A 19,136-nucleotide genomic window follows, 5' to 3' on the forward strand; every position below is an offset into this window, starting at 1 on the left:
CAACCTGCCGCGCGCTTCGACGCGAGGAGAAACACTAGCAACGAACGTTGAGTTTGAGAAATCCGATCTATCGACAGCACCCGAGCACATCGATCAGCGCCGCGATGGCATCGCGGTCAAGCGAATAGAGCACCGCGGCACCAGCGCGCCGTTTCGCCACCAGGCCCGCTTGGAACAGCTGCTTGAGGTGATGGTTCGTGGTCGGCTCCCCCAGGCCGACGAGCGGCGCGAGCTCGGAGGTGGTGGCCTCCGGCGTGCGCACCAGGTGATCGACCAGCCGCAACCGAACGGGATCGGCCAAGGCCTTGAGCCGCACGGCCAGCTCGATCGCGTTGCCCTCGGTCAGGGGGACCATCCCCAGCGGGTCACAGCAGATGGGCGACGCATCGACGAGCAACGGGAGCGCTTTCGGCATGAAAACAGCCTGCCAGCTATTTGACGAACATCAAATCAGGAATAGGCTGGCTCCAGTGATTTGGCATATGTCGAATCACACCATCGGAAGGATCAGCCATGTCACGACTCCAACTCGCCCTCAACGTCAACGACCTGAACGCTGCCATCGTTTTCTATTCGACCCTGTTCGGCACTGAGCCGGCCAAGACCCGGCCCGGGTATGCCAACTTCGAGGTCGTCGACCCGCCCCTCAAGCTGGTTCTCTTCGAGAACCCGGACGAGTCCGGCACGCTCAACCACCTGGGCATCGAACACGAAACCCTCGAGGCGGTGCGCGCCGAGGGAGTCCGGCTCCACGAGACCGGCCAACAGCTGTTGTTCGAGGAGAACGTGGATTGCTGCAATGCCAATCAGACCAAGTTCTGGGTTGAGGGGCCGGACGGCCAGAAGTGGGAGAACTATGTGGTCCTCTCCGATTCGACACCTGAACTCGAAGGACAGACCAAACTGGCAGGACCCGCCTGCTGCGCCGGCGAGCAGGGAGCTCCGTCAGCCGGCTGACCAGACGCCGCCAGCTAGTACGGCGGACTGGCACGGCGGACTGGCAAACGGCGCGTTCCGGCGGTCGATGCGCCATGGGGCAGAATGTCGCTCCAGATCCGAAGACATCCGACCGGAGGGAGCCGCTGTGGCCGCCGACAGCTCGTTCGACGTCGTTTCGAAGGTGGACCGCCAGGAGGTCGACAACGCACTCGGCCAAGCGGCCAAGGAGGTCGCCCAGCGCTTCGACTTCAAGAACACCGATTCCTCGATCCGTTGGTCCGGTGAGGCCATCGAGATGGAGTCGTCCTCGGAGGAGAAGGTCAAGGCCATCTGGGACGTATTCCAGTCGAAGCTCGTCAAGCGCGGGGTCTCCCTGAAGGCCGTCACGGCCGGCGATCCACGCGTGTCGGGGAAGATGTGGAAGATGACCGCCTCCACCTCCGAGGGCATCACGCAGGAGAATGCCAAGAAGATCTCCAAGCTCATCCGCGATGAGGGCCCGAAGGGCGTCAAGTGCCAGATCCAGGGTGATGAACTGCGTGTGTCGTCGAAGAAGCGCGACGATCTCCAGGAGGTCCAGCGGATGATCCGAGAGGCCGACTACGACTTCGCGGTCCAGTTCACGAACTATCGGTGACCGGTGTGCTGCGGAGAACCGCAGGAACTGAACAGTCGATCTGAAAATTGGGCGCTTCAGGCCCAGATTTTGCGATCGAGTGTTCAATTCTTGCGCTCAGGGCCAGTTAACCCCCGGCGCCGGCTGCCCTCCGGCCGGCCAGGGCCCGCCGGACCCACGCCAGCAGTTGTTTCTGCTCGGCCAGCATGGCAGCGGTCACGAGGAACAACTTCCAGCCGGCGTCCTGGAATTGATTCACCTTGAGTCGGTCTCGCTCGAACGACGCGGCATCGGAGTGGAACTGTCGGCTGTCGTATTCCAGTCCCACGCGCTCCTCGGCGAACGCAACGTCCACGAACCACGTGTCCGCCAGCTGAACCCGATGGTTCCCGGACCATCCTTCGAGGCGGTTCGCGCGCAACAGGTTGTGGAGCTCGCGTTCGGCCTCCGACCACGGCCGACGTTCACATTCGGCCAGGACCCGTCGGCGCTCGGCCATTCCTCTGCGTCCTTTCATGGACTCGAGCGCCTCCCACATCAACGCGAGTGCAGCTTCCCCGCGCGACTCCCCTGCCAGTCGGAGGACATCGGTGATCGCTTCGCCGCCGTGGGTGGGGACCAGATCGACGGCCGTGTACTCCGGACTCGTGAACCGCACGCCAGCCCTCTCCACCACGAACTCCAGGGGAACCAGCCGCCGTTCGAAGGTCAGCAGCGTCGACGCCCCCCTGAGTTGGCGGCGCGACGCACAGTGCAGTGCCCGGACGTCGTTGGCCGCCCAACCCAGGCTCCTCGCGCCTTCGCCCAGCACAATCGCATCCGGATCCACGAGCTGCGCACCTTGCAGCAAAGCCTCCAGATCGACCGGTCGTCCAGCCGGCGCCAGAACGCCCGGATAGAGCCCGACCAATCGGCCGGCCGCAAGCGCTCGGTCGACTCTGTTGGGATCAGGGTGATCAGATCGACGAAAAATCTCCTCCACACCCGGAAAGGCCGAAAAGCCCCGGACAATCGCACCACGTTTGCGCCGCGGCCGCCTGAATAGGAAGGAAAAGCGAGATCCGCCCGGTCCGGAACTGCGGATGACCCGATGGACGTCGACTGCGGCTCAGTCGAGCAGGATGTCCGCCACCTCTGTCAGTTCCACGCCGAACGCCTCCGCGACGCCGGGGTGGGTGACCTGTCCGCGGGCGACGTTGAGCCCCTTGGCGAGGGCCGGGTCGGCGTGGAGCGCGTCCATCCAGCCGAGGTTCGCCAACCGCAACACATACGGCAACGTCGCATTCGTGAGCGCCTGGGTGCTCGTGTTGGGCACCGCGGCGGGCATGTTGGCGACGCAATAGAACGTGCTGCCGTGCACCTGGAAGGTCGGCTTGTCGTGCGTGGTCGGGCGAGTGTCGGCGAAGCAGCCGCCTTGGTCGACCGCGATGTCGACGAGCACCGATCCGGGTTTCATCTCCGCGACCAACTCGTTGCTCACGAGCCGCGGCGTCCGGGCACCCGGGATCAGCACCGCGCCGATGACGAGGTCGGCGTGCCTGACCTGTTCGGCAATGGCGAACGACGAGGACGCGAGCTGATGGATCCGGTTGCGGTGCCGCCAATAGATCGACCGCAACTTGTCGAGGTCGGTGTCGAGCACCGTCACGTCGGCGCCCATCCCGAGGGCGGTGTTGGCGGCGTGCTGTCCGGCCACCCCGCCGCCGATCACCAGGACGCGGGCGTTGCCGACTCCGCCGACGCCTCCCATGAGCACGCCGCGGCCGCCCTCGGGTCGCATCAGGTGGTACGCCCCCACCTGCGGCGCCAGACACCCGGCCACCTCGGACATCGGATAGAGCAGCGGCAGCGTGCCGGAGTCGAGCTGCACTGTCTCATAGGCGAGCGCCGTGGTCCCCGCCTCCATCAGGCGGTCGCCCAGCGGACGGTCCGCAGCGAGGTGCAGATAGGTGAAGAGGACCAAATCCTCGCGCAGCCGGTGGTATTCCTCCCCCACCGGTTCCTTGACCTTCAGCACCAACTCGCCGAGGCCCCAGAGCTCGTCGGGATCGTCGACCAGCGTGGCGCCCTGCGTGGCATATTCCTCGTCGGTGATCGACGACGCCTGGCCGGCACCGGACTGGACGAAGACCTCATGACCCGCCGCGGTCAACTCGGCAACTCCGGCAGGCGTGAGTCCGACGCGGTTCTCGTTGTTCTTGACCTCGGTGGGGATCGCGATGCGCATCCCCGAAGGCTAGACCCAAACCGGTGGCGACCGTGAGCGGGTGGCCTATGCTCCCGGGGTTTGGGAAACACCGTGAGACAGGGAGAAACATGCGGGTCGCCACCTTCAACGTCAACGGAATCCGAGCCGCCCACCGGCGCGGGTTCCGGGGCTGGCTGGACCGGTCCGACCTCGACGTGGTGGCGCTGCAGGAGATGCGGTGCCCGCCGGAGGAGGTCCCGGCCGAGGCTGTGGACGGCTATCACCTCGCCTACGACCCGGGCGGCATCGCGGGACGCAACGGCGTCGCCCTCCTGACCCGGCACGCACCGCTGGCCGTCCGGCCGGGTTTCGGCAACCGCGAGTTCGACGGTGAGGGTCGCTATGTCGAGGTGGATCTGCCGGGGGTGACCATCGGTTCGCTGTACCTGCCGAAGGGCGGGACCCCCTTCGAGGACGCAGCGTCGGAGGCGAAATATCGCCGCAAGCTCCGCTTCCTCGCGTCCTTCCAGCACCACCTGACCCGCTCGCGACGCCAGGCCCTGGCCGCGGGCCGGGAGTTCCTCGTCATGGGCGACTTCAACATCGCCCACACCGAACGGGATCTCAAGAACTGGAAGACCAACCGGCGTTCGGAGGGTTTCCTGCCCGAGGAGCGGGAGTGGTTCACCGGCATCCTCGGCACGCGGCGCCTGGTGGATGTGGTGCGGCGGCTGCATCCGGAGACGCCGGGGCCCTATTCGTGGTGGTCGTGGCGTGGGCGGTCCTGGGACACCGACGCGGGCTGGCGGATCGACTATCACCTCGCGTCCCCCGGGCTCGCGGCCCGTGCGATGGCAGGGGGGACGGACCGGGATGAGTCCTATGCGGCACGCATGTCCGATCATGCGCCGGTGGTGGTGGAGTACGCAGACCCGGCGCCCGCTATCGAGTGAACGGCTTTCCCCAAAGCGCGGTGTGCCGGCGCCCGTACGATGCCCGCATGACAGTTCTGGAGATCGCGCACATCACGACCAAGCCGGGCAGCGAGGACGCGTTCGTCGCCGCCTATCGAGAAGGCGGTAACCTGCTGACGGACCTCGCCGAGTGCCACAGCGTGACCATGACCCGAGGAATCGAGTCGCCCAGCGACTTCCGTCTGCTCGTGGTCTGGGACAGCGTCGAGGCGCACCTCGAGAAGTTCCGCAACGACGAAGAGCGCTATGGGCAGTGGCGGTCGCTGATCGGCCCGCACTTCGCGGCACCGCCTGTCGTCGAGCACTATGCCGACGTCGACGCAGGCTGAACCGAGGGCTAAGTCCGAATCCGCGGGGCTCAGGCGCGCTCCAGCAACGGGCAGTCGAGCCAGGCGTCGGCGATCCCGAAAGCGTCGACCAGCGTGTCCGCGTGCGGGGCGAGCTGGGCGCAGAGCTCATCGACCCGGCGGGAGATCTCCTTGGACTGGGCCGCCGAAATGCGCCCGTGCTCGAGGAACCAGGCCGCGTTGACCTCGACGGTCGAATAGACGAACAGGTCGCACACCAGACCGAGCAGGTGGTGGCAGGCTTCGTCCTCGCACTCCTCGGTGGCACCGGCAAGGGCCTCCAGCAGGAGCCTGTCGATGTGCGCCCAGGCAGCGGCAAGCATGTGAGGCTGGACGATGTTGAGCACCCCGACCGGATCGGACTTGAAGTCGTCGCTGCGGGCACGCATGCGCGCTGCCAGCCCGGCGAGCGTGTGCTCGTCGCGATCCTCGAACACCGCCAGCTGTCCGCCGCGGTCCGCCAGCGCGTTGTCGGTGTCACGCCCGGGCGCGCCGGCGATCAGGCGCTGGATGATCGTCCCGCCGAAAGCCCGCTCGACCACCGTCTCGGCGACATCGCGGGCGGCGAACCGGATCATGGCACCGGTGTCGAACGACTGGAACGCATCCTTGTATCTCGTCAGCAGCCCCTTCGCCACCAACTGGAGCAGCACCGTGTTGTCACCCTCGAATGTGGTGAACACGTCCGTGTCGTTCTTGAGAGCGCCGAATCGGTTCTCCCACATATAGCCCGCTCCCCCGCATGCCTCCCGGCAGGCTTGGATCGTGCGCGTGGCGTGAGCTGTGTTGGCGATCTTGAGCGAAGCAGCGCGTTCCTCGAGACGCCGGATGTCGGCCTCGTGGGCCTGCTCCGCCTCGGCGACGTGATCGCTCTCCGCCGCGTTCCCCACCCGCTCGTCGTCGGTCTGCTCTTGTTCCCACTGGGCGCGCTCCTGCTCCAGGGCGTGCAGGTCCTCGACGAGCTCGTTCGTCGCCAGCGCGAGCGCATAACTGCGCGCCAGCGGCACGAGCAACCGCCGCCGATGGGTCGCATAGTCGATCAGTCGGATGCCGGTGTCCCCGTCGGGGCGGAGGAACTGCTCGCGGCGCGCGGCATAGCGGACAGCGAGCGCGAGCCCGTTGCGGGTCGCAGCACCGGCGGCCGCACCGACCGACACGCGGCCGCGAACCAGCGTGCCGAGCATCGAGAAGAACCGGCGGGCGTCGTTCTCGATGGGCGAGCTGTACGCCCCATCAGCGCCGATCGTCCCGAACCGGTCGAGAAGGTTCTCCCGCGGCACCCGCACCCGTTCGAAGGCGATCTCACCGTTGTCGACGCCCGGCAGCCCCATCTTTGCGCCGCAGTCCCGCAGGGTCACACCGGGCAGTGCCGCACCGCCCGAGTCCCGGATCGGCACAAGCACGCAGTGGACGCCATGGGATTCGCCGCCCACGATCAGTTGGGCGAAGACGGCCGCCATCGTGCCGTCCTTGGCCGCATTGCCGATGTAGTCCTTCATCGCGCTCGCCGTCGGCGTGTGGACCACGATCTCGTCGGTGTCGGGGTCATAGGTCGCCGTGGTCCGCAGATTCGCCACATCGGAACCACCACCGGTCTCGGTCATCGCGAAACAGCCGAGGAGGTCTCCGGTGGAGACTGCCGGGAGGTACGCACTGTGGTGACGCTGCGTGCCCAACCCCGCGATCGCGCCGCCGAACAGGCCGATCTGCACCCCGAACTTCACGAACAACGACAGGTCGACGTGCGCCAGGGATTCGAAGAACGTGAGGGACGCGCCGACATCGCCGCGGTTGCCGGGCTCGGCGGAGAAGCCGGCCTCGGTCCAGTCCTCGTGGAGCAGTTCGACGAGTTGGGCTGTGGTGCGTGCGCGATAGTCGGTCAGCGGCAGCGGCGCGGTCGGGGTGGCCCACTCCTCGGTGCCCAGCCGCTCCCGGACCCGGGTGCGCATGTCTGCCCAGCGGCCGTCGAGGATCGCGCGCAGCGCATTGACTTCGTTGTCAGCCATGCCCCGACCTTACGCATCGTCAGCGCCCGACCGACTCGTGGATGGCCTCCGGATCGCGGTCGGCCATTTCGGCGCGCTCCCTGCGTGGACGCGGATAGTGACGGAAGTGCAGCCGGTCGTGGGCCAGGATCATCCACGTGACGACAGCCGCGGCGGCAACCCCGACAGCGGTGAGGTCGTTGCGCCACGAAAAGCTCACCGACGAATAGGTCAGCAGCCCGATCGACGCCCAGGACGAGATCCGCACGATCATCGGGGAGGGCCGGCTGAAGGCGAGGAAGACGGCGGGCCACGTGAGATACCACGGATGCAGAGCCGGGCTGCCGAGGATCAGCGCCATCCAGGCATAGACGAGAAAGCGCATCGGCCGTGTCGGCGCCATCCGGACGAGCATGACCAGGATCAGCAGCACCATGATCACCATGGCGATCTGCCGGCTCAGCCGGACCATGCCGAGCGCCTCGCGGTGATAGCCGAGCTCGTTGAGGATGATCCGCGCCAAGTCACCGATCAGCGTCGGCGGCGAGATCGTCGAGACCATGCCGGGCACGTTGATCGCCTGGATCCAGCCCCAGCCCTGGCCGTCCGGGAGACAGGCCAGCGTGATGAGCGCGAGGGCGAGCACCATCACCAGGGTCGCGACGAAGACCCGCCAGCCGGCCTGCCACAACCGCCCGAACGGAGTGGCACCGGGCCGGCGTACCCCCCAGCCCAACAGGGCCACCGGCACGATCGCGAGGATCGCGGGAATCTTGACCGCCGCCGCGGCCGCGACGAGCACGCAGCCCAGCAGGAAACGCCGGCGCGACGCCGCAAGGAGGGCCAGGGCGATGAACCCGATCATCACCGCGTCGTTGTGTGCGCCGCCCACCAGGTGCGCGATCGCCAGCGGGTTCACCAGGCCGAACCACATCGCGCGACGCGGGGAGACGCGGAGACGCTCGGCGAGGATCGGCACCACATAGGCGGTCGCCACGATCCCTGCGATCGCCAGCATCCGCATGCCGACCGCGGAGGACCAGTACGGGGAGTGGCCGAACACGTCGACGACGAGGTGGGAAAGCTGCAGGCTCAGCGGCCCATAGGGCGCCCGCGTGAACCGCCACGTCTCGACCACCTGCTCGCCCCACCGGTTCTGGAGCATCCCCGCGCCCATCTCATAGGGGTTGAGCCCCTCATGGACCATGTATCCCTCGGCGGCATAGGCGTACGCATCATGACTGAAGATCGGTGGCGCCAACAGCATCGGGAGTGACCAGAGCGCGAGCACGGCCCGGAAATCGACCTCGGGGGCACCGTCGACCGGACGGATGCGGAACCAGGCGTCCATCACGAGGAGGACACCGGTCAACGCGGCGACCGTGCCCAGCGTCGGTCCGAGCCAGGAATATTCGCGGAACGCGCCGAGCACCCGCCACCACGGGCTGTTGGCGGGCAGGAACGCCGGCGACAGCCCCCCGATCGCCATCAGCAGACAGCCGACCATGCCGCGCCGGACCCACTTCACGCTGTACGCCTCGAACAGCGCTTCCGTAGCCCCCCGCTGGAGCTGGTTCGTCCGGTCCGCTATCCGCCGATAGAGCGGGACGGCCCAGCTCACGCCAGATCCTCGATCTCGTGGATCAGGTCCGTGAGCGACGGTTCCGCGGGCATCGCGTCATGGCGCCACTCGAGCGCGTCGAAGGGGCACTCCTCGACGCAGATGCCGCAATACATGCACAGCGACCAGTCGATCGCGAACCGGTCCAGGACGTTGATCGTGCGTTCGCGCAGACCACGGCCGGTGAGTTGCGCGGGTGCCTCCGGGTCGACCTCGGTGTGCGAGTCGATGTGGATGCACCACACCGGACATTCGCGGGCACAGATCATGCAGGAGGTGCACTTGTCCTCGATGAGCCGGATGCGCGCATGGGGTTGGTTGGCTGATGAGGTCGCGCCGGCGAGGGTCTCGGAGCCACTCATCGCCGCCTCCGCACACGGCCCCCCTGGGCGCTCTGGACGACCTCGGTCGGGTCCGCCGGGTCTGCGGCGGGATCGCGGTCGCCCCAGATTTCCGGATCGGGTACGCCGGGGGGCGCCATCCTGCGCCGGCCGGCCGATGCCTGGGCTTCGCCCGGTTCCTTGGCACCCGGCCAGGGCACCGCTGCACGGGCGGCGAGGATCTCGTCCTTGCGCAGGGGGTGGCCGCCATAGCGTCGGGGCAGCAGCAGCGGGGTGCCGTCACCGCCCAGGAACTCGACCCCGAACAGGTCATGGATCTCCCGCTCGGCCCAGCCTGCGCCGGAGAAGACCTCCGACAGCGTCGGAACCCGAGGGGTGTCCCGGTCGGTGCGCGTCTCGAGGCGACGGGTCTCCGCGGTGTCGCGGTCGAGCAGTTGCAGCACGAGCCGGAATTCGTTGCTCCGGCCGATCTCGTCCACGCAGTCGAGCCAGTCGAAATAGCGGAAGCCCGCCTCGCGGACGCCGGCGACAACCGCGGCCCAGTCCTCGACGGGCACTTTCTCGTTCATGCACCCACCCCCGGAGCACCCGTCCCGACGGGCGTGCTCCCCTGCTGGGCACTGGAGTCTCGCAGGGACACGAGCGCCTCGCGAAGTGCCGTCGGGGTGGGTGGGCAACCGGGCACGAACAGGTCCACATCGATGATCTGCTCGATGCCCTTCGTGACGGCGTACGAATCCCAATAGGGACCGCCCGCCGACGCGCAGGCGCCGAACGAGACGACCCGCGCTCCCGGGACCTGGTCGAAAATGTTGCGCACCAAGGGCAACACCGTGTCGGTCACGGTGCCGGACACCACGACCACGACCGGATCGTCCGCGCGCAGGTCGGAGAGCTCGAGGCCTTCGGCGGCTATTTCGACTTCAAGGGCGCAGCAGGCCAGGGCAATGTCGATGACGACCAGCGAACGGTCGCCGAACCAGTCCCAGCAGCGCACCGGGCCAGCGTACCCACCGCGCCCACGCGGGTCAGGCCACCGGGCCGTGCGCGCGGATGACCGACCGGCGGTGCGCGGTGAACGCGACCAGGACGGCTGCCAGCCCGAACAGGGCCGCGATCGCGAACGAGGACTGCATGCCGAGCGCTGCGCCCGCCACGCCGGTGACGCGGGTGGCGGCGAGGTCGAACACGAGGGACATCAGTGCCGTGCCGGTGATGAAACCAAGATTGCGGGCCAGGTTGAGGACACCCGAGACCGCGCCCTGCTGAGCCTTGTCGGCACGGGACATGACGGACGTGTTGTTGCCGGCCATGAACATCTGGTTGCCGGGCGTGAGAATCACCGCGGCGATGAGGAAGCCGATGACGCCCCAGACGGGAGGCAGGAGCACGAAGGCGAGGGAGGCCACTGTCATGGCCGACAGGCCCACCAGGGTCACCCTCGCGGCACCGAGGCGGTCGGCGAGTTGCCCGGCGGGTACGCCGGAGAGGATCGCCATCACCGGGCCGACCGCCATGACGAGGCCCATCGTCCAGGTGTCCAGGCCGAGGGCCAACGTCAGATAGAACGGCGGGATGACGGTGAACGTCATCATCACCAGCGCCCCGGCGAAGGTCATGCCGAGTTGCGGCACGATCCGCAGGGAGTTGAGCATCCGGAGGTCGACCAGGGGCGCGACGGAACGCAGCTCGCGTCGGACGAAGAACGCGAGGACAACCACGACACCGACACCGATGGCGGTCGTGCCGATCCAGCCGCCCGGGGTCATGGTGACGGCCAGTGAATAGCCGGCCAGCGCGAGCGCCAGCAGCAGGAGACCGGCGAGGTCCAGCGGACGACGCTGCGCCGGAGCGACAGCCTTGGCCGGCAGCTTCTTGCCGACGAGGAACAGCGCGAGCAGGCCCAAGGGCAGGAAGAGCAGGAACGCACCTCGCCAGCCGAGGCCGCTTGCCGCGATCAGACCGCCGACCGCCGGGCCCAGCGCCATGCCGGTCGCCATCGAGGAACCGATGACCCCCATCGCTCGACCCATCTCCTGGGGCCGGACGGTTTCGCGGACCAAGGCGACGGGGAGTGCCAGCATCGCGGCGACGCCGACTCCCTGCAGCGCACGACCGGCGATGATCACGCCGAGGCTCGGGGCCAGGGCTGCGACCAGCGATCCGGCCAGGAAGACGATGATCGCACCCTGCAGGACCCGCGCGCGGCCGAGCGTGTCGCCCAGCCAACCGGCCGGGACAATCAGCACGGTGCTGCTGAGCAGGAACGCCAGCGTGGCCCACTGGGCCGTGGACATGCCGGCGCCGAACTGCACGGCGACCTGCGGGAGGATCACGTTGATCAAGCTCGTGCCCAGCGCCGCAACGATCGTGACGATGGACAAGGGATAGATAGTGCGCAGCACAGAGGCTGACGAGTGGGTCGTCACCTGCGGCTCGCCTGAAACCTGTGCGGAATTCATGCATACCACCCTAGGTATGCGAATCGGCCACGGCAAAGCCGTTTGCCATTTTGGCAAACGATTGCCTAGCGTCAGCGCCATGGCGGACCTCGACAAGATCATGCACGGCATCGGGCCGCGCCTGCGCGGGCTTCGCACAGAGCGCGGGACCACCCTGGAAGAGCTTGCGGCCAGGACCGACATCTCGGTGTCAACGCTCTCCCGGCTCGAGACCGGCCAGCGCAAACCCACCCTGGAGATGCTGCTGTCCCTGAGCGCGCACTATCACGTGCCACTGGACGACCTGGTGGGCACACCGGAGCCCGAGGACCCCCGCATCCGCCTGCAACCCCGCAGGATCAGCGGCGGCCGAACCGTGTGGCCCCTGTCGAACAACACGGAAGGCGTGCAGGCCTGGAAGATCGAACTCCCGCCCGCCGGGAGGCCGCACAAGCTGCACACCCACGATGGACACGAGTGGTTCTACGTCCTCACCGGCACCGTTCGCCTGATTCTCGGCGAGCAGGACCTCGAACTGCAGGCCGGCGAGGCCGTGGAGTTCGACACCCGGGTCCCGCACTGGTTCGGCGCCGCGGGGCACGAGAGTGCGGTCATCCTGAGCCTCTTCGGCCGGCACGGCGAACGGGTGCACGTGCGGGACTGACGCTTGGCGCGGGAGGGGCATCAACCCCCGCAAGTAGGATCGCCTATGGACAGAAAAGAAAAATCTATGGCTGGAGGAGTATCGTCTCCCGAGACCCAAGCGTGGCCGCTCCGGACGCCCCTGCCGCCGACCCGCACCCAACGACTGCCACAGCCAACACAAGGAGCACACAACAGTGACCCCGACCCAGACCCTCGACCGCGTGGTCATCCGCTTCGCGGGCGACTCCGGCGACGGCATGCAGCTGACCGGTGACCGTTTTACTGCGGACTCCGCAGTGTTCGGCAATGACATTTCGACCCTGCCGAACTTCCCGGCGGAGATCCGCGCGCCCCAGGGCACGCTCCCGGGCGTCTCCAGTTTCCAGCTGCACTTCGCGAACTACGACATCATGACGCCGGGCGACAAGCCGGATGTCCTGGTGGCCATGAACCCGGCCGCGCTCAAGGCCAACCTTCGCGATGTCGCGTCGGGCGGTGTGATCATCGTGGACACCGCGGAGTTCACCAAGCGCAACCTGACCAAGGTCGGCTATGCCACGAGCCCGCTCGAGGATGGCTCGCTCGACAGCTATCAGGTGCACGCGTTCGACCTGTCCGGCCTGACGGTCGGCGCGGTCAAGGAATTCGGGTTGACCCGCAAGGACGCGACGCGCGCCAAGAACATGTTCGCGCTCGGCCTGCTGTGCTGGCTGTTCAACCGTCCCACCGAGGGCACCGAGCGCTTCCTGAGCGAGAAGTTCGCCGGGAAGCCGGAGATCCGGGATGCGAACATCACCGCGTTCCGGGCGGGCTGGGCCTTCGGTGAGACGACGGAGTCGTTCGCGCACACCTATACGGTTGCGGCCGCGACGATGCCGCCCGGGGACTACCGACAGATCACCGGCAACACGGCGATGGCGTTCGGTCTGGTGACGGCCGCCCAGAAGGCAGGCCTCACGCTGTTCTTCGGGGCGTACCCCATCACCCCCGCCTCGGACATCCTCCACGAGCTGACCAAGCTGAAGCGGTTCAACGTCCAAACCTTCCAGGCCGAGGACGAGATCGCCGCCGTCGGCGCCGCACTGGGCGCGAGCTTCGCGGGCGCACTCGGCGTGACGTCCTCGTCCGGCCCGGGCATCGCCCTCAAGGCGGAGACGATCGGCCTTGGCGTCATGACCGAGCTCCCGATGGTGGTCGTGGACGTGCAGCGCGCCGGTCCCTCCACCGGCATGCCGACGAAGACCGAGCAGGCCGACCTGCTGCAAGTGCTGTTCGGGCGCAACGGCGAGGCTCCCGTGCCCGTGATCGCGGCCAACTCCCCGTCGGACTGTTTCGACTCGGCGATCGAGGCCACGCGCTGGGCGGTGAAATATCGCACCCCCGTCATCGTGCTCTCCGACGGCTATCTCGCCAACGGCGCCGAGCCGTGGCGTCTGCCGAACGTCGCGGAGATCCCGGGGATCGATCCCGGCTTCGCGACCGCGCCCAACGGCGAGGACGGCACCACGTTCGAGCCCTATCGCCGTGACGCCGAGACCCTGGCCCGGCCGTGGGCCATCCCCGGCACCAAGGGCCTGGAGCACCGCATCGGTGGCCTGGAGAAGGCCGACATCACCGGCAATGTCTCCTACGACCCCGAGAACCACGAGCGGATGACCGGTCTCCGCCAGGCGAAGGTCGACGGGATCGTCGCCGACATCCCGGACCTGGTGGTGGACGACCCGTCGGGTGAGGCGAAGGTTCTCGTGATCGGCTGGGGTTCGTCCTATGGTCCGATTACCGCGGGAGTACGCCGGGTTCGCGCGGTGGGCGGCAAGGTCGCGCAGGTGCACCTCCGCCACCTCAACCCGTTCCCGGCGAATCTCGGTGAGGTGCTGCGGGCGTACGACACCGTGATCTGCCCCGAGATGAACTCCGGCCAGCTCGCGATGCTGCTCCGCGCGAAATATCTGGTCGACGTCAAGAGCTATTCCCGGGTGCGGGGCCTGCCGATCTCGCTGTCGGAGCTCGCCCACGACCTGCTCGAGTTCATCGGCCATCGGATCGAACCGACCGCCGAACAGCTCAACGAAGAGGTCACGTCGAACGGGCGGGAGCCCCGCCACGAAGGCCACCACGACGCTGACACCCAGACCCTTTCCGATCTCGCTGCGAAGGACGCCCAGTGACCACCGATGCGCGCAAGACGATTGAGGAGTACGCGGGCCTGAACCGCGTGCCGCTGGCGATCGAGCCGCTCAACCGCAAGGACTTCACCTCCGACCAGGAGGTGCGCTGGTGCCCCGGTTGCGGTGACTATGCCGTGCTGGCGGCGTTCCAGGGCTTCCTGCCCGAGCTCGGCATCGCCCGGGAGAACACGGTGATCGTGTCGGGCATCGGCTGTTCGTCGCGGTTTCCGTACTACGTGAACTCCTATGGCATGCACTCCATCCACGGCCGGGCGCCGGCGATCGCGACCGGTGTGGCCACGTCGCGTGAGGATCTGGGCGTCTGGGTCGTGACCGGCGACGGCGACGCGCTCTCGATCGGTGGCAATCACCTGATCCACGCCCTGCGCCGCAACGTGAACCTGACGATCCTGCTGTTCAACAACCGGATCTACGGGCTCACCAAGGGTCAATATTCGCCGACCTCCGAGCAGGGCAAGGTCACCAAGTCCTCCCCGTTCGGCTCGGTCGATGCCCCGTTCAACCCGTTATCGCTGGCGCTCGGCGCGGAAGCCACGTTCGTGGCGCGCACGATCGACTCCGACCGCAAGCACCTGACGCAGGTCCTCAAGGCCGCTTCCGCCCATCGCGGCGCGAGCTTCGTGGAGATCTATCAGAACTGCCCAATCTTCAACGATGGCGCGTTCGATGCGATCAAGGGCGGATCGACCGCGGACACGATCATCCCGCTCGTCCACGGCGAACAGATCCGCTTCGGCGCCGACGGCAGCCGCGGCATCGTCCGGGGTGCCAATGGGGACCTCGAGATCGCGGAGGTCGCGGAGGTCGGTGCGGACCGGCTCGTCGTCCATGATGCGCACAACCCGGACCCGGCGTACGCCTTCGCCCTCTCCCGCCTCACCAGCACAGGCGTGCTGCGCCAGACCCCGATCGGTGTGCTGCGGCAGGTGGACCGGCCGGCGTACGACGACACCGTCCGCGACCAGATCGACACCGCGAAGAACGGCCAGGAACCGACCGAGGACCAACTGCAGGACCTCATCAACGGTCGGGACGTCTGGACTGTCGTGTGATCTGACGCCGAGCACCTGCAACAGCGTCAGCTGAACGGGAAGCGCTCCGGCTCTGAACCCAACTGGGATCAGAACCGGAGCGCTTCGTCGTTCACCGAGGCTCAGGTGCTCAGTGGTTGTCGAGCTTCCAGATCCGCTCGATGTAATCGCGCATGGACCGGTCGGACGAGAAGAAGCCGCAGCGGGCGACGTTGAGAATCGCCGAACGCGTCCAGGCCTCCGGGTCCCGATATCGCTCCTCCACCCGCTGCTGCGCCTTCGCATAGGACTCGAAGTCGGCCAACGCGAGGAAGCGGTCGTTGTTGAGCAGGTCGTCGATCACCGGCTCCCCGTCGCCACCGCCGTTGAAGTGGCCGCCGGCGATGAGGTCGATGGCCCGGCGAAGCGTCTCGTTGTTTTCATAGAAGTCGCGGGACCGATAGCCGCGCGCCCCCAACTCGGACACCTCGGGTTCGCTGAGCCCGAACAAGAAGAAGTTGTCGTCGCCGACCAACTGCCGGATCTCGACGTTCGCGCCGTCGTCGGTGCCGATCGTCAGGGCGCCGTTGAGGGCCAGCTTCATGTTGCCGGTGCCGGATGCTTCCTTGCCCGCGAGGGAGATCTGCTCCGACAGGTCAGCCGCGGGGATGATGAGCTGGGCCAAGGTCACGTTGTAGTTCTCGGGGAACCACACCTGCAACCGGCCGTCGAGTTTGGGATCCGAGTTGATCGTGGCGGCGACGCGATTGATCAGATACATCGTTTCCTTGGCGATCCAATAGCCCGGCGCCGCCTTGGCTCCGAAGACCACCGTCCGGGGCACGATGTCGGCCGGATCGAGGGCGCCCGAGAGGACCTGCTCATAAGTGCTGACCACGTGGAGCAGCTTGAGGCTCTGGCGCTTGTATTCGTGCAGGCGCTTCACCATCACGTCGATCATGTGGTCGTCGTGCAGGGTGGGGCCGGAGAGTTCCTTCGCGAGCGTCCCGAGGCGCTGCTTGTTGGCGTTCTTCGCCTTCCGGAACGCCTCGCGGAACGCGGGGTCGTCGGCATGCGGCTCGAGCTGAGCGAGCTGATCGAGATCGTTCACCCAGCCCTCGCCGATGGTGTCGGTGATGAGCTCGGACAGGCTCGGGTTGGCCCCGCGGAGGAAGCGGCGCGGCGTGATCCCGTTGGTGACGTTGGTGAACTTGTCCGGCCACATCTCGGCGAAATCGACCAGCACCTTGTCCCGCAGGAGCTGCGAATGCAGTGCGGCGACGCCGTTGATCTTGGTCGCGGCGACGGCGGCAAGGTGTGCCATGCGCACGGCCTGATTGTCCCCGTCGCTGATGATGGACATGCGCCGGATCCGATCCAGGTCGCCGGGCCAGCGCTCGTTGACCTCGGCCAGGAACTCCTCGTTGATCTGGAAGATGATCTCGAGGTGGCGCGGCAGGAGCCGCCCGACCAGCTCGACCGGCCAGACCTCGAGGGCCTCGGGGAGAAGGGTGTGGCATGTGTAGGCGAAACACTGCGCGGTGATGCCCCACGCCTCGTCCCAGTCGAGCCCGTATTCGTCGATGAGGAGACGCATCAGCTCCGGGACAGCGATCACGGGATGGGTGTCGTTGAGCTGGAAGATGATCCGCTCCGGCAACTCCCGGACGTCGAAGTCCACGGGCAACGTGCCGCTGATGTAGTCCTTCAGTGAGCAGGCGACGAAGAAATATTGCTGCTGCAGCCGCAGCTCGCGGCCCTGTGGGGTGGAGTCCTCCGGATAGAGCACCTTGGAGATGTTCTCCGCGAAGGTCTGGGCTCGGACGGCTTCGGCGTAGTCACCGGCGTTGAAGATGGAGAGGTCGAAGGCGCTCGTGGCCTGGGCGCTCCAAAGACGCAGCGTGTTGACGACGCCGTTGCGATAGCCGGGGACCATGTAGTTGTAGGGCACCCCGAGGACGTTCCAGCCCGGAACCCAGCGACGCTGCGGCGTGCCGGAGTCGTCGGTGTATTCCTCGGTGTGGCCGGCGAAGTTGACCTGGACGGCGCGCTCGGGATTGGGGAACTCCCAAGGGGCACCCATCGAAAGCCAGCCGTCGGGCTGTTCGGACTGCCGGCCGTCGACGAACGTCTGCCGGAAGATGCCGTATTCGTAGCGGATGCCATAGCCGATGCAGCTCACGTCCATGGTCGCGAGGGAGTCGATGAAGCAGGCCGCGAGTCGGCCGAGGCCACCGTTGCCGAGGCCGGGCTCAACCTCGAGGGTCCGCAGGTCGGCCAGGTCCAGCCCGCACGAGGCGAGTGCACGTTCCACGATTTCCGCCAGGTCCTGGGCGAGCAGGGCATTGCCGAGTTGCCGACCGAGCAGATATTCAGCAGACAGATAGCCGACCATCTTGTCCTTCGGCGCCTGCCGCCGGCGGCGGGCCGTCTTGAGCCAGTCGGCCATGAGGTAGTGCCGGACGGTCCGGGCCAGCGCGAGATATTGGTGGTTGGCCGTCGAACGCTCGAGACTCGCGCCGCCGCCGAAATTCAGTTCCCGCAGGAACGCACGGGCGAAACCGTCCACAGAGTGGGGAGGAGCCACCGCCGGTTCGAGCGCCAGCGGGTGGGACGGATCATGTTTGGGCCCCAGCGTGCGGGCGTCCACGTCCTGCCCGGCGGGCCAGGCGGGGCGCTCCGGAGACGGTGTGACAGTCAGTCGCGGACGGGTCTCGGTCATGTTTCTTCCTCCGAGCGGTGGCGGGCGTGTCCCTGAGGCTAGTCCACCACCCTGACAAACGAGGAAATAGCTGTTGGCGCATCGATCAGCAGGCGCGTGAGGCGGCGCAGCGCAGCAGGTCGACGCGGCGAGGAACGCCGGGCGACCGTGCGCGACGCGGATTGCGCCGCAGCCGATACAGTCCCTCCGTGAACCCTGACCGTCGTTCCCACAATCTCGGTGTGGCTGCTGCTCTCGGTGCGTACACCCTCTGGGGCCTGGTGCCGGTCTTCTGGCCGTTGCTCGCGCGAAGCTCGGCGCCGGAGATTCTGGCGCACCGCATCGTCTGGTCGACGGTGCTCGGCGCGATTCTGATCGCCTTGTTCGCGCGAAAGCGGTGGCGTGCCCAGGTGCGGGGCCGGGGAACACTGATCCGGTTGACGCTGGCGTCGATTGTGATCGCGGTGAACTGGGGTGTGTACATCTGGGCGGTGAACAACGGCCGGGTCACCGAGGCGGCGTTGGGCTATTACATCAATCCGTTGCTGGCGATCCTGGCCGGTGTCTTCATCTTCTCGGAAAAGCTCGCCCCCATGCAGTGGGCCGCGATCGGGCTGGCGACGGTGGCCGTGGTGGTGATCACGATCGAATACGGTCAGCCGCCCTGGGCCGCGCTGGTGCTGGCGGTCTCGTTCACGATCTATGGCGTCATCAAGAAGCGTGTGCAGGTTGAGCCGATCGTGTCGATGACCGCGGAATCGGCCTTGATGACCCTGCCGGCCATCGGGTTTCTGGTGTTTCTCGCCTCGCGCGGTGACGGCGATTTCGCGCAGCACGGGATCGGCTATGACCTGCTGCTGGCCTGTTCGGGTGTGGTGACGGCGGTGCCGTTGCTGTTGTTCGCGTACGCGGCCCAGCGCATCCCGCTGAGCCTCATCGGCCTGACCCAATATTTGGCTCCGACGATGCAGTTCCTGCTCGGTGTCTTCTATTTCCGGGAGGCGATGTCGACGGGCCGGTGGATCGGGTTCGCGCTGGTCTGGGTGGCGCTGATGGTGATCTCGGTGCAGGCGGTGCTCGCTGCCCGGCGGTCCCGGCGGGTTCCGGTCACTGAGCCGACCTGAGGCCGCGGGCGGTCT

The 19,136-nt window shown here is 67.1% G+C and carries 18 protein-coding genes; 8 read left to right on the forward strand and 10 right to left on the reverse strand.

All coding sequences use genetic code 11. The features are described 5' to 3' along the window. Positions 1–67: 67 nt before the first annotated feature. A complete protein-coding gene (locus ACQ260_RS12875) occupies positions 68–415 on the reverse strand; it encodes a metalloregulator ArsR/SmtB family transcription factor (RefSeq protein WP_432559853.1) in 348 nt (115 codons plus the stop codon). Between the two features lie 98 nt (positions 416–513). Here ACQ260_RS12875 and ACQ260_RS12880 point away from each other — a divergent pair, with 98 nt between their 5' ends. Continuing rightward, a complete protein-coding gene (locus tag ACQ260_RS12880) occupies positions 514–957 on the forward strand; it encodes an ArsI/CadI family heavy metal resistance metalloenzyme (RefSeq protein ID WP_432559854.1) in 444 nt (147 codons plus the stop codon). Positions 958–1,084: 127 nt separating this feature from the next. After that, positions 1,085–1,576 carry a YajQ family cyclic di-GMP-binding protein gene (locus ACQ260_RS12885; protein WP_432559855.1) on the forward strand — a complete coding sequence of 164 codons (492 nt, stop codon included), beginning with the start codon at positions 1,085–1,087 and terminating at the stop codon, positions 1,574–1,576. Positions 1,577–1,682: 106 nt separating this feature from the next. Here the strand turns inward: ACQ260_RS12885 and ACQ260_RS12890 are convergent, their stop codons facing one another. Then, positions 1,683–2,384, reverse strand: coding sequence for a DUF559 domain-containing protein (locus tag ACQ260_RS12890; protein WP_432559856.1), 702 nt, complete (start codon positions 2,382–2,384; stop codon positions 1,683–1,685). A 279-nt stretch (positions 2,385–2,663) separates the two neighbouring features. After that, positions 2,664–3,782, reverse strand: a complete 1,119-nt coding sequence (gene ald, locus ACQ260_RS12895) for an alanine dehydrogenase (protein ID WP_432559857.1) — start codon at positions 3,780–3,782, stop codon at positions 2,664–2,666. Between the two features lie 89 nt (positions 3,783–3,871). On the opposite strand from ald, the gene ACQ260_RS12900 reads away from it, so the two are divergent. Both ACQ260_RS12900 and ACQ260_RS12905 read left to right on the forward strand, forming a co-directional pair. Next, a complete protein-coding gene (locus ACQ260_RS12900) occupies positions 3,872–4,696 on the forward strand; it encodes an exodeoxyribonuclease III (RefSeq protein ID WP_432559858.1) in 825 nt (274 codons plus the stop codon). Between the two features lie 47 nt (positions 4,697–4,743). Continuing rightward, positions 4,744–5,046: an antibiotic biosynthesis monooxygenase family protein gene (locus tag ACQ260_RS12905; protein ID WP_432559859.1), complete on the forward strand. Its 303-nt coding sequence runs from the start codon at positions 4,744–4,746 to the stop codon at positions 5,044–5,046. Positions 5,047–5,075: 29 nt separating this feature from the next. On the opposite strand, the gene ACQ260_RS12910 is transcribed toward ACQ260_RS12905, so the two are convergent. Genes ACQ260_RS12910 through ACQ260_RS12935 form a run of 6 tightly spaced genes read right to left on the reverse strand, consistent with a single transcriptional unit; the run spans position 5,076 to position 11,395 of the window. Beyond that, positions 5,076–7,070 (reverse strand): acyl-CoA dehydrogenase family protein, encoded by a 1,995-nt coding sequence (locus ACQ260_RS12910; RefSeq protein WP_432559860.1) that lies wholly within the window; start codon positions 7,068–7,070, stop codon positions 5,076–5,078. 19 nt (positions 7,071–7,089) lie between these two features. Then, positions 7,090–8,670 carry a polyprenol phosphomannose-dependent alpha 1,6 mannosyltransferase MptB gene (gene mptB, locus ACQ260_RS12915; RefSeq protein WP_432559861.1) on the reverse strand — a complete coding sequence of 527 codons (1,581 nt, stop codon included), beginning with the start codon at positions 8,668–8,670 and terminating at the stop codon, positions 7,090–7,092. Beyond that, positions 8,667–9,032 (reverse strand): 4Fe-4S binding protein, encoded by a 366-nt coding sequence (locus ACQ260_RS12920; protein ID WP_432559862.1) that lies wholly within the window; start codon positions 9,030–9,032, stop codon positions 8,667–8,669. Before ACQ260_RS12920 ends, mptB begins: the two co-directional genes overlap by 4 nt. Beyond that, positions 9,029–9,580, reverse strand: a complete 552-nt coding sequence (locus ACQ260_RS12925; RefSeq protein WP_432559863.1) for an NADH-quinone oxidoreductase subunit C — start codon at positions 9,578–9,580, stop codon at positions 9,029–9,031. The genes ACQ260_RS12920 and ACQ260_RS12925 overlap by 4 nt, the downstream gene beginning before the upstream one ends. Beyond that, positions 9,577–10,008 (reverse strand): NADH-quinone oxidoreductase subunit B family protein, encoded by a 432-nt coding sequence (locus ACQ260_RS12930; RefSeq protein ID WP_432559864.1) that lies wholly within the window; start codon positions 10,006–10,008, stop codon positions 9,577–9,579. The genes ACQ260_RS12925 and ACQ260_RS12930 overlap by 4 nt, the downstream gene beginning before the upstream one ends. Before the next feature lie 31 nt (positions 10,009–10,039). Beyond that, a complete protein-coding gene (locus tag ACQ260_RS12935) occupies positions 10,040–11,395 on the reverse strand; it encodes an MFS transporter (RefSeq protein ID WP_432559865.1) in 1,356 nt (451 codons plus the stop codon). Positions 11,396–11,552: 157 nt separating this feature from the next. Between ACQ260_RS12935 and ACQ260_RS12940 the strand changes: the two genes are divergently transcribed. From ACQ260_RS12940 to ACQ260_RS12950, 3 genes are all read left to right on the forward strand, one after another. Then, the gene (locus ACQ260_RS12940) at positions 11,553–12,116 is read left to right on the forward strand and encodes a helix-turn-helix domain-containing protein (RefSeq protein ID WP_432559866.1); all 564 of its coding nucleotides are present in this window, start codon (positions 11,553–11,555) and stop codon (positions 12,114–12,116) included. 175 nt (positions 12,117–12,291) lie between these two features. Further along, entirely contained in the window at positions 12,292–14,265 is a 1,974-nt protein-coding gene (locus ACQ260_RS12945) for a 2-oxoacid:acceptor oxidoreductase subunit alpha (RefSeq protein ID WP_432559867.1), read from the forward strand. Next, positions 14,262–15,338: a 2-oxoacid:ferredoxin oxidoreductase subunit beta gene (locus ACQ260_RS12950; RefSeq protein WP_432559868.1), complete on the forward strand. Its 1,077-nt coding sequence runs from the start codon at positions 14,262–14,264 to the stop codon at positions 15,336–15,338. Before ACQ260_RS12945 ends, ACQ260_RS12950 begins: the two co-directional genes overlap by 4 nt. A 109-nt stretch (positions 15,339–15,447) precedes the next feature. Here ACQ260_RS12950 and ACQ260_RS12955 read toward each other — a convergent pair whose 3' ends face one another. Then, positions 15,448–18,018 (reverse strand): glycogen/starch/alpha-glucan phosphorylase, encoded by a 2,571-nt coding sequence (locus ACQ260_RS12955; protein WP_432559869.1) that lies wholly within the window; start codon positions 18,016–18,018, stop codon positions 15,448–15,450. A 188-nt stretch (positions 18,019–18,206) separates the two neighbouring features. Between ACQ260_RS12955 and rarD the strand changes: the two genes are divergently transcribed. Next, positions 18,207–19,121 (forward strand): EamA family transporter RarD, encoded by a 915-nt coding sequence (gene rarD / locus ACQ260_RS12960; protein WP_432559870.1) that lies wholly within the window; start codon positions 18,207–18,209, stop codon positions 19,119–19,121. The last annotated feature ends 15 nt before the right edge of the window (positions 19,122–19,136 follow it).

It is taken from the genome of Ammonicoccus luteus (assembly GCF_050880385.1).
Classification (GTDB): Bacteria; Actinomycetota; Actinomycetes; order Propionibacteriales; family Propionibacteriaceae; genus Enemella.